We start from the raw sequence: 12,695 nt of genomic DNA, 5'->3' as shown, positions 1-12,695 counted from the left end.
CCTGTGGACAACGCCCACGCCCGTGCCGCTCAGCCGTCCACAACCCATCCGGTGTCCGCCGGCGGCAGGCCCGTCCCGATCAGGTGCTGGACGATCCGGAACGCCTCGTCGAGCTGCACGGTGTCCTGGTCCGGGAACGTGTCGCACTGCCCATCGGCCAGGAGAAAGCCCCCGCTCGCCCCTGCGGATCCCACGGAGACGGCGTGGGATCCGGGCTCGTCCGCTTCGTCGAGAAGCATCACCCGCGCGCGTTCGGTGTTGCTCACCACGGACAGCAGGCGCCCGGTGGAGCCGGTCAGCCAGGTTTCGAGACGGCCCTCGGCGATCCGTCGCCGCAGCACCGCGACCGCCTCCTCCGCCGTCACGGCCGTGCGATCGCCGTCGAAGGTCCAGGTCTCCGTCACGCGGCGATCTTCCATCGGCAGGCTCCGGCACGCCTGACGCTCGCGGCCGCAGGCCCCGGCGCGGAGCAACGGCCCGGCCAGGGGTGGCCATGGCGGGTTCGAGGTGTTGTCGGGGTCTGGTCAACACGCTTCAATGCGGGGGAACTCGGGGCCGTGCACGCACGCGTACAGGCGAGGCGTGCTCAGCCAGTGGCGTCCACGACGTCCACGGGGGTGGCCCCGCACACCAGCGCAGGCGGTCTGACCAGCCGTAGCGACACCTCACAGAAAGGCGCCCCGGTATGCGGCATGCCACGGAGCACGCGCACCTGCCCACCGCGGAACTGGACACGGCCCTGCGAGGCGGCCCCTTCCATGTCGCGCTGCGCGCCGCGATCGCCGCGCGCGGGCTGCCGCTCCAGCGCGTCCAGCACCATCTGTCCCGGCACGGGGTCAAGGTCGGCGTCACCAGCCTGAGTTACTGGCAGCAGGGTGCCCGCCGCCCCCAGCGCCCGGAGTCTCTGCGGGCCGTACGGGCGCTGGAGGAGATCCTCCAGCTGCCGGACGAATCGCTGATCCGGCTGCTCGCCGAGGCCGACGGGTCCGCCGCGCCCGATCGCCCGGCGGGGCGCTCCTACCGCTCCCTGATCGAGGCCTCGGACGTCCTGGACCGGCTCCGGGCCGAGCTCGGCTGGTCCCTCGACGGCGGTCTGCACACTCTGGGGCACCACGAATGCGTCCGCATCGGCGCCCGGCGCGAGCTGGCCGGCCGCGAGGCCCACCACATCGTGCGGGCCCACCGTGACGGCATCGACCGCTTCATCGCCGTGCACCACGGCGACCCCGGCTGCCGCCCGCACGACATCAGGGTGCGGGCGCTGGAGAACTGCCGCACCGGACGCGTCCGCTGGGACCAGGGCATCGGCGTGCTGGCCGCGGAGTTGCTCTTCGACACCCGGCTGCGCGCCGGTGAGACCTACCTCTTCCGGTATGGGATCGAGGACGGCACGGCCGGCCCGAGCCGCGAGTTCCTCCACCGCTTCGGCTTCCCCGGCGGCCAGTACGCCCTCCAGGTGCGATTCGACGCGGCCGCGCTGCCGGCCCGCTGCCATCGCTTCACCCAGCACTCGGCGGCGGCCCCCCGCAGCGGCCGCCACGAGCTGTCGGTCACCGGCCCCCACCACTGCGTCCACGTGGTCGAACCACGGATCCGCCCGGGGATCGTCGGGATCGCGTGGGAATGGGAGTGAACTCGCCTCGGGTGTGAGTCCCGGCTGGAAAGTGTGGCGCGCGGCCGCCGTACAAGCCGCTCGCGCATCCAGGCTGTCAGCGCGGCTGTCCGGTCAGGCGCCGGGACCCGCGATGATCCTGCCGTTCGTGGTCTTCACCGGCAGCTCGGCCAGGGGCTCGGTGGCCGGCGACTGGACCACCTTGCCCGTCGCGGCGTCGAACTGGCTGCCGTGGCATGGGCAGATCAGGGTCGTCCCCTGGAGCTTGTTGATGGGGCACCCCGCGTGCGTGCAGATCGTGCTGTAGGCCTTCAGCGCGCCGCTCCCGTCGCGGCTGACGACCACGTTGTGGTCCCGGTAGAGCTTGGCGCCGCCCTTCGAGACCTCGCTCTCGGCGCCGAGGTCCACCGGCGCGGTCGGGGTGGCCGCCACCGAACCGCCCTGGCCGGGCCCCGCGCACGCGGCCAGGCCGAGACCGGCGACCGGGGCCGCGGCGGCCCCTCGAAGGACGGTACGACGGCTCGCGGACGGTCGGGCGGGCATCTGGGACTCCACTGCTCAAGGGGTGTGCAGGGCGACGATACCCGGGCACAAGGGCCGGCCTCGGGGCGGGGCGTCGGCTGCGGCGGGAGGGTGTGCCGGGGGCGGCACTGGAAAGGGAGGGGGAGGGCTGTTGGGGAGGGTGTGTGGAACGAGTCGACGTAAACGCTTGCGCAAGCGTTTACGTGGAGCCGGTCCATGGGATACCGTCCCGCGCGGAAGGACTGCACTCGATCGGTTCAGGAGGGAGGCGCAATGCCCACCATGGCGGATGTCGCACGGAGCGCCGGGGTCTCCGTGGCGACCGTGTCCCACGTCCTGAACGGCACCCGCCCCGTGCTGCCCCACACCCGCCAGGCCGTGCTCGACGCCATCGACGTCCTCGGCTACACCCCCAACACGCTGGCGCGGTCCCTGGTGACCTCCCGCACCCGCTCCATCGGGCTCGCGGTGTCGGCGATCAGCAACCCGTACTTCACGGAGATCCTCCAGGGTGTGGAGGCCGCCGCCCTGGAGGCGGGCTACAGCCTGCTCATCGCGGACCCGCACGACGACCCCGGGCACGAGCGCAAGGTCGTGCAGCTCCTCCATGAACGCCGGGTGGACGGCATGATCGTCGCTCCCTCCGCGCGCCCGCACGAACTCGTCGGCTATCTCCGCCGCCACGCCGTACCGACCGTGTTCCTGGACCGGGTGGTCGACGTCGGCGGGCCGGGCGGCTCCGCGGCGGGTGCCGGAGCGGGTGCCGCTCCCGACCAGGACGCGCCCTGGTACGACCAGGTATGCGCCGACAGCGCCGAGCCGACTGCCCGTCTGGTCACCCATCTCGCCGGGCTGGGCCATCACAGGATCGGCCTGGTCGCGGGTCTGCCCGGCCTCAGCACCACCAGTGAGCGTGTCTCCGGCTACCGGCACGGCCTCGGCGCAGCCGGCCTGGAGCTCGATGAACGGCTCCTGGTGTCCGGCAACTCCGAGTCCACCGGTGCCGAGCAGGCCACCGCCGCACTGCTCGCCCTCCCTGAACCGCCCACGGCACTCGTCACGGCCAACAACGCCATGACGATCGGCGCCCTGCGCGCCCTGCGCCGACGCGGCCTGTCCGTACCCGACGACATCGCCCTGTGCTGCTTCGACGACTTCGCCTGGGCCGATCTGTTCTCACCCCGGCTCACCGCCATCGCCCAGCCCAGCAGGGAGTTGGGCGCGCAGGCCGTCCGGGTGCTCCTGGACCGTCTGGACGAGCCGCGTCGGCCGATCCGGACGGTCCGGCTGCCGTGCGCGTTCGTCCACCGCACGTCCTGCGGGTGCCCGGAGGAGCCCGGCGGGTCCCAGGAGCCCGGGCAGACCACATCATCCACGCCGTCGGAGAAGGGAACCGCCTCGTGATCGTCGTCGCCGGTGAGGCACTGATCGACCTGGTACCGCAGGGCTCCGGCGCCCTCGCGGCGCTGATGCCGGCGCTCGGCGGCGGCCCCTACAACACCGCCGTGGCCCTCGGCCGGCTCGGTTCCCGCACCGCTTTCTGCTCCCGGACCTCGCACGACGCCTTCGGCGAGGCCCTGCTCGACGGGCTGCGGCGCGCGGGAGTGGACGTGTCGAGCGTGCAGCGCGGGGCGGAGCCGACGACGCTGGCGGTGGCCACGATCGACGACACTGGCTCGGCCGCTTACTCCTTCTATGTGGACGGCACCGCCGACCGTCTGTTCACCGCCCCCGCCGCGCTGCCGGCCGGTACCCGCGCGGTGTCCTTCGGCACCTGCTCGCTCGTCCTGGAACCGGGGGCGAGCGCCTATGAGGAGCTGATGCGCGCGGCGGCCGGGCAGGGGCTGTTCACCGCGCTCGACCCCAACATCCGGGCGGGGCTGATCCCGGACGCGGACGCCTACCGGGCGCGTTTCAAGAGCTGGCTGCCCTCAGTGACGCTGCTCAAGCTGTCCGCTGAGGATGCCGAGTGGCTGGGCGGCACCCCGCGCGAGTGGCTGGCCGCGGGACCGGCCGCCGTGGTGGTGACCCGGGGCGGGGACGGTCTGACCGCGTTCAGCCGGGACGGCGCGGAGTACTCCGTACCAGGTGAGAAGGTCGCCGTGGTGGACACCATCGGCGCCGGTGACACGGTCAACGCGGCCTTGCTGCACGGGCTTTCCGCCCTGGACGCGCTGTCGGAGGAAGCGCTCGCCGCCCTCGGGACGGAGGGCTGGACGCGGCTGCTGCGCTTCGCGGCACGCGCGGCTGCGCTCACCTGCTCGCGGGCGGGGGCCGAGCCGCCGTTCGCGGCCGAGCTCGGTGAACTGTGAGCGGCGCCTTTTCTGTGCGGGGTTTCCCTCTCTGCTGTTGTCAAGGTGCGACCGGACCCGTGGTGCGGGGACCTGGCGAACCTCGGAGCCGGGGTGGCTGATGGTGGAACGAGTGGCGCCCCGCGGGGAGTTCCCGCGGGGCGCCACTTTTCTGGTGATGTGTCAGGCCTTGCGTGCCCGCGTCGTCTTCTTCGCGGGCGTCGCCTTCTTCTTGACCGCGTCGGCCTTCTTGGTCGCCGTGCTGTTGGCCTTCGCCGTCACCGTCTTCTTCGCCGCCGTCCTCGCCGCGGCCGTCTTCCCGGCCGTTGCGGTGCGCTGCGCCGGCACGGATTCGGCGTCGCTGATGCGGTCGGCACCGAGGATCTCGCGCAGGAACTTGCCGGTGTGGCTGGCCGGGACCCCGGCGACCTCCTCGGGGGTGCCCTCGGCGACCACGAGGCCACCGCCGGCGCCGCCCTCCGGACCCATGTCGACGACCCAGTCGGCGGTCTTGATCACATCGAGGTTGTGCTCGATGACGATGACCGTGTTGCCCTTGTCGACCAGGCCGCCGAGGACCTTCAGCAGCTTGCTGATGTCCTCGAAGTGCAGACCGGTGGTCGGCTCGTCCAGGACGTAGACCGTGCGTCCGGTGGATCGCTTCTGCAGCTCGCTGGCCAGCTTCACGCGCTGGGCCTCACCGCCGGAGAGGGTGGTGGCGGACTGGCCGAGGCGGACGTAGCCGAGGCCGACGTCCTTCAGCGTCCTCAGGTGCCGGGAGATGGCCGGGACGGCCTCGAAGAAGTCGGTGGCCTCCTCGATCGGCATGTTCAGTACATCGGCGATGGACTTGCCCTTGTAGTGGACCTCCAGGGTCTCCCGGTTGTACCGGGCGCCGTGGCAGACCTCGCACGGGACGTAGACGTCCGGGAGGAAGTTCATCTCGATCTTGATCGTGCCGTCGCCCGCGCAGTTCTCGCAGCGGCCGCCCTTGACGTTGAAGGAGAAGCGGCCGGGCTGGTAGCCGCGGACCTTCGCCTCGGTGGTCTCGGCGAACAGCTTGCGGATGTGGTCGAAGACGCCGGTGTACGTCGCCGGGTTGGACCGCGGGGTGCGGCCGATCGGCGACTGGTCGACGTGCACGACCTTGTCGACGAGGTCGTCGCCGTCCACGCGCGTGTGCCGTCCGGGGACGTTTCTCGCGCCGTTCAGCTCGCGGGCCAGGTGCGTGTACAGGATGTCGTTGACCAGCGTCGACTTTCCGGAACCGGAGACGCCCGTGACGGCCGTGAACACGCCCAGCGGGAAGGACACGTCGATGTCCTGCAGGTTGTTCTCACGGGCGCCGTGCACGGTGAGCTGCCGGGACGGGTCGCGGGGGCGGCGGATGTCCGGAAGCGGGATCGCCTTGCGCCCCGAGAGATAGGCGCCGGTCTGCGACTCGGTGTTGGTGAGCAACTCCGTGAGGGAGCCGCTGTGCACGACCTTGCCGCCGTGCTCACCGGCGCCGGGGCCGATGTCCACGACCCAGTCGGCGACCTTGATGGTGTCCTCGTCGTGCTCCACGACGATGAGCGTGTTGCCCATGTCGCGCAGCCGGACCAGGGTCTCGATCAGCCGGTGGTTGTCCCGCTGGTGCAGACCGATGGACGGCTCGTCCAGGACGTACAGGACGCCGACGAGGCCGGAGCCGATCTGGGTGGCCAGGCGGATGCGCTGGGCCTCGCCGCCGGAGAGCGTGCCGGCCGCGCGGTTCAGCGAGAGGTAGTCGAGGCCGACGTCGACCAGGAAGCGCAGTCGCTCGTTGACCTCCTTCAGCACCCGCTCGGCGATCTTCTTGTCACGGGCGCTCAGCTTCAGCCGGCCCAGGAAGTCCGCGCAGTCACTGATCGACATCGCGGAGACCTCGGCGATCGACTTCTCCATGATCGTGACCGCGAGGACGATGGGCTTCAGGCGCGTGCCCTCACAGGAAGGGCAGGGCACCTCACGCATGTAGCCCTCGAAGCGCTCGCGGCTGGCGTCGCTCTCGGCCTCGCTGTGCCGGCGCTTCACGAACGGCACCGCACCCTCGAAGGGCGTGGTGTACACGCGCTCACGGCCGTACCGGTTGCGGTAGCGGACCTCGATCTGGGTCTTGTGACCGTAGAGCAGGGCCTTCTTCGCGCGCTGGGGCAGGCCCGCGAACGGGATGTCCGTGCGGAAGCCGAGCGCGTCCGCGAGGGCACCGATCAGGCGGCCGAAGTAGTCCTTGGTGTGCCCGTGCGACCAGGGATGGATGGCGCCCTCGTCCAGGGACTTGTCCTCGTCCGGAACGATCAGCTCGGGGTCGACCTCCATCCGCGTGCCGATGCCGGTGCAGTCGGGGCAGGCGCCGAAGGGCGAGTTGAAGGAGAAGGAGCGGGGCTCCAGTTCCTCGAAGGACAGGTCGTCGTACGGGCAGTACAGGTGCTCGGAGTACATGCGCTCGCGCTCGGGGTCGTCCTCGGGGAGGTCGACGAAGTCGAGCACGATCATGCCGCCGGACAGGCCGAGGGCGGTCTCCACGGAGTCGGTGAGGCGGCGCTTGGCGGACTCCTTCACCGTGAGGCGGTCCACGACCACCTCGATGGTGTGCTTCTCCTGCTTCTTCAGGGTCGGCGGGTCGGAGAGCTGGATCGTCTGTCCGTCCACACGCGCGCGGGAGTAGCCCTTGGTCTGCAGGTCGGCGAAGAGGTCGACGAACTCGCCCTTGCGCTCGCGCACGAGTGGCGACAGCACCTGGAAGCGGCTCCCCTCCGGCAGCTCCAGGACCCTGTCGACGATGGCCTGCGGCGACTGGCGGGAGATCGGGCGGCCGCACTCGGGGCAGTGCGGCTTGCCGATGCGCGCGAAGAGCAGACGCAGGTAGTCGTAGACCTCGGTGATGGTGCCGACCGTCGAGCGCGGGTTGCGCGAGGTCGACTTCTGGTCGATGGAGACCGCCGGGGACAGACCCTCGATGAAGTCGACGTCCGGCTTGTCCATCTGGCCGAGGAACTGCCGGGCGTACGAGGAGAGCGACTCCACGTAGCGCCGCTGGCCCTCGGCGAAGATCGTGTCGAAGGCCAGGGAGGACTTGCCCGACCCGGACAGGCCCGTGAAGACGATGAGCGAGTCACGCGGCAGGTCGAGCGAGACATTCTTCAGGTTGTGCTCGCGCGCGCCACGGACGATGAGACGGTCGGCCACGCCGGTCCGCACCTTTCTTGAGAGAAGTGACAGGGGCGGGGCCCCCGTGCTTCTTCAGACTAGGGGGAGCCACTGACAACGCCGGTCGGATTCTCCGGTTGCATAACAACCCCCGGCCATCCAGCATGCCCGACGCCGCCCTCGACGATATAGCACGTGCTTTCGATTTGCGGCCGAGCTTCACCACCTTCACCCAAAGGTGTGATGGAGCTAGTGTCAGGCCCATGATTGATCACGCTCATGACCTGGCATGTGTACGTGACGCGACCGAACGGCTCCTCACCGCGGTCGCCAAACTGGACAACGCGTCGCTCGCCGAGCCGTCACGGCTCCCGGGGTGGACCCGCGGGCATGTCCTCGCCCACCTCGCGCGCAACGCGGATGCGCTCGTGAACGTTCTCGAGGGCCGGCCCATGTACGCGAGCGCCGAGGCGCGGGACGCCGACATCGAACGCGACGCCCCGCGCGGCCTCGACGCCCAGCTCGCCGACCTGCGCGAGAGCGCGGCCCGCTTCCGGGCCGCGGGGGACGCGCCGGCGGACTGGACGCGCACGGTGGAGCTGCGCAACGGGGTCACCGACTCGGCGTCCCGCGTGCCGTTCCGGCGGTGGATCGAGGTCGAGCTGCACCATGTCGATCTCGGCGTCGGGTACGAGCTGGAGGATCTTCCGGCCGAGTTCACGGACCGGGAGATCGACTTCCTGGCGAAGCGCTTCGCCGGCCATGAGGAGGTGCCCTCGACCGGCCTGAGCGCGGGCAATGGCCGGGTCTGGACCACGGGCGGCGGAGCGGAGGGCGGACCGGTCCAGGTCGAGGGTACGGCCGCCGACCTGCTCGGCTGGCTCGCCGGGCGACGCGACGGCTCTGGCCTCACCACGAACGGCCCGCTGCCGAAGCTGCCCCCGTTGTAGGGCCGCTGCGGTCCACGGGGTCCTCCCCCGCTATAGGCTGATCACCATGACGTACACCGGAGAGGTCAGGGTCGGCGGACCGGCGGATGTGCACGAGCTCAAGGACCTGATGATCACGAAGATCGCGGTCGGCCCGATGGACAACAACGCCTATCTGTTGCGCTGCCGGGCCACCGACGAGCAGCTTCTGATCGACGCCGCCAACGAGGCGCAGACGCTCCTCGGGATGATCGGTGACGACGGCATCGCCTCCGTCGTCACCACGCATCAGCACGGCGACCACTGGCAGGCGCTCGCCGAGGTCGTCGCGGCCACGGGAGCGCGTACGTACGCCGGCCGCGAGGACGCCACCGGCATCCCCGTGCCCACCGATGTCCTCGTGGACGACGGCGACGTCATCAGGGTGGGTCAGGTGGAGCTCACTGCACGGCACCTCGTCGGGCACACCCCGGGTTCGATCGCGCTGGTCTACGACGACCCGCACGGCCACCCGCACGTCTTCACCGGCGACTGCCTCTTCCCGGGCGGTGTCGGCAACACGCGCAAGGATCCGAAGGCCTTCGCCAGCCTGATCCACGACGTGGAGACGAAGATCTTCGACGTACTCCCCGATGAGACCTGGGTCTACCCCGGGCACGGCAACGACACGACCCTGGGTGCGGAGCGACCGCATCTGCCGGAGTGGCACGCGCGCGGATGGTGAGCGCCGGGCGCTTTCCTCTCCTGAGCGCCGGGCACGTTTCGCGCCGCGCGCGCCCCGTGTGAACGTCTCGCACATGCTGGGGGCGCGTGCGCGCTCCCCGCGCGCCCAGTCACGCGGTCAACTGGTGGCAACCCCGCGGAGGATGACGGCTCCTCTGCGGCAGGGCCGCCGGCCTCCAACCCCGCCCTCGGCCGGCGGCCCAGGCCGAAGTCGCGCGCCATGAGGGATGTTCACACGACCGCAACACCCGTTCCCAGTATGAGGACAGTTATGGTCGTGACCTGGACAAACGCGGGGTTCGCTGCCAATCTCCCGCCATGTACACAGCCCCTCGTGTCCTGCGCCGTGCGGCAGCCGCCGCCACCGTAGCCCTGCTCGCCACCGCCGTCGGCTGTGCTCCGCAGCCGGAGCAGAAGGCGTCGGCCTCACCCTCCGGCTCGGCCGCGAAGAGCTGCGCCAAGGGCAAGTTGGCCACCAAGACGTCCGGGAAGCTGACGATCGCGACGGACGAACCGGCTTACGAGCCCTGGTTCAATGACGACAAGCCCGCGAACGGCAAGGGCTTCGAGTCGGCGGTCGCCTACGCCGTGGCCCAGCAACTGGGTTATGGCAAGAGCGCGGTCGTCTGGCAGAGCGTGCCGTTCAACAAGGCGTTCGCGCCCGGCGTGAAGAGCTTCGACTTCGACATCAACCAGGTGTCGATCAGCGCCGAGCGCAAGAAGGCCGTCGACTTCTCCTCCGGCTACTACGACGTGCGCCAGGCCGTCATCGCGCTGAAGGGCAGCAAGGCCGCCAAGGCGACGAGCATCGCGGACCTGAAGGACCTCAAGCTGGGCGCCCAGGTGGGCACCACGAGCCTCAACTACATCAGCGACGTGGTGAAGCCGTCGCAGGAGGCGGCTGCGTACTCCAAGAACGACCAGGCCATCTCCGCGCTCAGGAACGGTCAGGTCGACGCGATCGTCACCGACCTGCCGACCGCCTTCTACGTCACCTCGGCCCAGGTGACCAACGCCAGGATCGTCGGCCAGTTCGAGAACCAGGGCGGCACACCCGAGCAGTTCGGGCTCGTCCTGGACAAGGGCAGCGGTCTCACTTCGTGCGTGACGTCGGCCGTGGACGCCCTGCGCAAGGACGGCACGCTGGCGAAGCTGGAGAAGCAGTGGCTGTCCGACGCGGTCGACGCTCCGGTGCTCAAGTGACGGTCACGAAGGAGGAGTCCGGGGAGGACTCCGGCAAGGACGACATGCGCGACGGGTACGTCCCGTCCGAGCGGCGGCTGGAGCGCGAGCGCCACAAGCGTGCGCGTGCCCGCCGCGCGACGGCCATCGCGGCCCTCTCGACTCTGGTCACCGGCGTCGTCCTCTATCTGGTCGTCGTCAGCGCGCCCGGTTGGCCGCGTACCAAGGAGACCTTCTTCGACGGGCAGTACGCGCGCGAGGCCTTCCCCAAGGTCCTCGATGGGCTGTGGCTGAACGTCCGGCTGCTGCTGATCTGCGGCGTACTGGTGCTCGTCCTGGGCATGCTGATCGCCATCGCGCGCACCCTGCCCGGGCCCGTGTTCTTCCCCCTGCGGGTGCTCGCGGCCGCGTACACGGACTTCTTCCGCGGTCTGCCGCTGATCATCAACCTGATGATCGTGGTCTTCGGCGTGCCCGCGCTGCGCCTCCAGGGCGTGACCGTCGATCCCGTGCTGCTCGGTGGCACGGCACTGACACTGACCTACTCCGCTTACGTCGCCGAGGTGTTCCGCGCCGGCATCGAGTCCGTGCACCCCTCGCAGCGCGCCGCCGCCCGCTCGCTGGGGCTGACCAACCGTCAGGCGCTGCGGTACGTGGTGCTTCCCCAGGCGGTACGGCGTCAGGTGCCGCCCCTGCTGAACGACCTCGTGTCCCTCCAGAAGGACACCGGGCTCGTGTCGATCGGCGGCGCGGTCGACGCCGTACGGGCGGCCGACATCATCGCCCAGCGCAGCCTCAACTACACGCCGTACATCGTCGCGGGTCTGGTCTTCGTGGCACTGACCATTCCGATGACCCGCTTCACGGACTGGGTGACGGCCCGGATGGACCGGCAACGGGCCCAGGGAGGATCGCTATGAGCGACGCAGTCACGCCCGTGCTGCGCATGGAGTCCGTCCGCAAGACCTTCGGCGGCTCCGTCGTACTGCGCGATGTCGGTCTGGAGGTCGCCCCGCACACGGTGACCGCGCTGATCGGCGCCTCGGGCTCGGGCAAGTCCACGCTGCTGCGCTGCGCCAACCTCCTCGAGGAGATCGACGACGGCGCGATCTGGCTGGACGGCGAGGAGATCACCGATCCCCGCGTCGACCAGGACGCGGTCCGGCGCCGGATCGGCGTGGTCTTCCAGGCGTACAACCTCTTCCCGCACATGACCGTGCTGGACAACATCACGCTGGCGCCCCGCCGGGTGCACGGCGTCGCCCGCACGGAGGCCGAGGAACGGGCCAGGGAGCTGCTGGAGCGCCTCGGACTGGGCGCCAAGGCGGATGCCTATCCAGACCGGCTCAGCGGCGGCCAGCAGCAGCGTGTGGCGATCGTGCGGGCGCTCGCCGTACGGCCTCGGCTGTTGCTGCTGGACGAGATCACGGCGGCGCTCGACCCCGAACTCGTGGGCGAGGTGCTGGAGGTGGTCCGGGATCTGAAGGAAGACGGCATGACCATGGTGCTGGCGACGCACGAGATGGGCTTCGCGCGGGACGTCGCCGACCAGGTTTGTTTTCTGGACGGTGGCGTCGTGCTGGAGCGCGGCACCGCCGAGCAGGTCTTCGGCGACCCGCAGCAGGAGCGGACGCGGCGCTTCCTGCGGCGGATCGTGGAGGCGGGCAGGCTGTGACGGCCTCGGACTATGCCATGGCCTAAGCCTCGGCCGCGCCCAGCAAGGCGGCGACCCGCTCCACACCGAACACATAGCCCTGCACTCCGCAGCCGGCGATCACGCCGTCGGCCCGCAACGAGACGTACGAGTGGTGCCGGAACGATTCGCGCTGGTGGATGTTGGAGATGTGCACCTCCAGCACGGGCATGCCGTCGCAGGTGTTGAGTGCGTCCAGAATTGCGACGGACGTGTGGGAGTAGGCGCCGGGGTTGATGACGATCCCGCTGTGGTTCAGGCGCGCCTCGTGGATCCAGTCGACCAACTGGCCCTCGTGGTTGGACTGCCGGAAGTCCACGGTGCCGCCGTGCGCGGCCGCGGCCTTTGCGCACATCGCCTCGACGTCGGCCAGGGTGTGCCTGCCGTAGATCTCGGGCTGGCGCTGGCCGAGCAGGTTCAGATTGGGCCCGTTGAGGATCATGATCGGGGCGTTGGCCAGGGTGCGGGGCACGTTTCCTCCGGTCCGTTCGGGGCGGTACGTCGACGACCGCCGCTCGCACCCGGTCTATCACGGTGGCTGGAGCACATGGCGGGCCGCGTGCGCCGGAGGC

At 70.4% G+C, this 12,695-nt stretch carries 12 protein-coding genes; 8 read left to right on the top strand and 4 right to left on the bottom strand.

All coding sequences use genetic code 11. From position 1 onward, the window contains the following. Positions 1-29: 29 nt before the first annotated feature. Entirely contained in the window at positions 30-404 is a 375-nt protein-coding gene (locus ACWCQS_RS11090) for a hypothetical protein (protein WP_451004155.1), read from the bottom strand. Between the two features lie 281 nt (positions 405-685). Between ACWCQS_RS11090 and ACWCQS_RS11085 the strand changes: the two genes are divergently transcribed. Then, positions 686-1,633: a hypothetical protein gene (locus ACWCQS_RS11085; RefSeq protein WP_451004154.1), complete on the top strand. Its 948-nt coding sequence runs from the start codon at positions 686-688 to the stop codon at positions 1,631-1,633. Positions 1,634-1,726: 93 nt separating this feature from the next. Here the strand turns inward: ACWCQS_RS11085 and ACWCQS_RS11080 are convergent, their stop codons facing one another. Beyond that, positions 1,727-2,155: a Rieske 2Fe-2S domain-containing protein gene (locus ACWCQS_RS11080; RefSeq protein WP_451004153.1), complete on the bottom strand. Its 429-nt coding sequence runs from the start codon at positions 2,153-2,155 to the stop codon at positions 1,727-1,729. Positions 2,156-2,407: 252 nt separating this feature from the next. On the opposite strand from ACWCQS_RS11080, the gene ACWCQS_RS11075 reads away from it, so the two are divergent. Next, positions 2,408-3,538, top strand: coding sequence for a LacI family DNA-binding transcriptional regulator (locus ACWCQS_RS11075; protein ID WP_451004152.1), 1,131 nt, complete (start codon positions 2,408-2,410; stop codon positions 3,536-3,538). Further along, on the top strand, positions 3,535-4,446 hold the full coding sequence (locus ACWCQS_RS11070) for a carbohydrate kinase family protein (RefSeq protein ID WP_451004151.1): 912 nt from the start codon (positions 3,535-3,537) through the stop codon (positions 4,444-4,446). The genes ACWCQS_RS11075 and ACWCQS_RS11070 overlap by 4 nt, the downstream gene beginning before the upstream one ends. Before the next feature lie 162 nt (positions 4,447-4,608). Here ACWCQS_RS11070 and uvrA read toward each other — a convergent pair whose 3' ends face one another. After that, positions 4,609-7,635, bottom strand: coding sequence for an excinuclease ABC subunit UvrA (gene uvrA, locus ACWCQS_RS11065; RefSeq protein WP_451004150.1), 3,027 nt, complete (start codon positions 7,633-7,635; stop codon positions 4,609-4,611). A 224-nt stretch (positions 7,636-7,859) separates the two neighbouring features. On the opposite strand from uvrA, the gene ACWCQS_RS11060 reads away from it, so the two are divergent. The 5 genes from ACWCQS_RS11060 to ACWCQS_RS11040 all read left to right on the top strand — a co-directional run bounded on the left by ACWCQS_RS11060 (position 7,860) and on the right by ACWCQS_RS11040 (position 12,105). Beyond that, positions 7,860-8,546, top strand: coding sequence for a maleylpyruvate isomerase family mycothiol-dependent enzyme (locus tag ACWCQS_RS11060; protein ID WP_451004149.1), 687 nt, complete (start codon positions 7,860-7,862; stop codon positions 8,544-8,546). A gap of 46 nt (positions 8,547-8,592) precedes the next feature. Beyond that, positions 8,593-9,249, top strand: coding sequence for an MBL fold metallo-hydrolase (locus tag ACWCQS_RS11055; RefSeq protein ID WP_451004148.1), 657 nt, complete (start codon positions 8,593-8,595; stop codon positions 9,247-9,249). Positions 9,250-9,566: 317 nt separating this feature from the next. Beyond that, positions 9,567-10,451 carry an ABC transporter substrate-binding protein gene (locus ACWCQS_RS11050; RefSeq protein WP_451004147.1) on the top strand — a complete coding sequence of 295 codons (885 nt, stop codon included), beginning with the start codon at positions 9,567-9,569 and terminating at the stop codon, positions 10,449-10,451. Further along, positions 10,448-11,350: an amino acid ABC transporter permease gene (locus tag ACWCQS_RS11045; RefSeq protein ID WP_451004146.1), complete on the top strand. Its 903-nt coding sequence runs from the start codon at positions 10,448-10,450 to the stop codon at positions 11,348-11,350. The genes ACWCQS_RS11050 and ACWCQS_RS11045 overlap by 4 nt, the downstream gene beginning before the upstream one ends. Then, positions 11,347-12,105, top strand: coding sequence for an amino acid ABC transporter ATP-binding protein (locus ACWCQS_RS11040; protein ID WP_451004145.1), 759 nt, complete (start codon positions 11,347-11,349; stop codon positions 12,103-12,105). Before ACWCQS_RS11045 ends, ACWCQS_RS11040 begins: the two co-directional genes overlap by 4 nt. 22 nt (positions 12,106-12,127) lie before the next feature. Here ACWCQS_RS11040 and aroQ read toward each other — a convergent pair whose 3' ends face one another. Beyond that, positions 12,128-12,595, bottom strand: a complete 468-nt coding sequence (gene aroQ, locus ACWCQS_RS11035; RefSeq protein WP_451004144.1) for a type II 3-dehydroquinate dehydratase — start codon at positions 12,593-12,595, stop codon at positions 12,128-12,130. Positions 12,596-12,695: the final 100 nt, after the last annotated feature.

The sequence above is a fragment of the Streptomyces sp. NPDC002076 genome (genome assembly GCF_053593835.1).
This window is presented reverse-complemented; position numbering and strand designations above follow the sequence as displayed.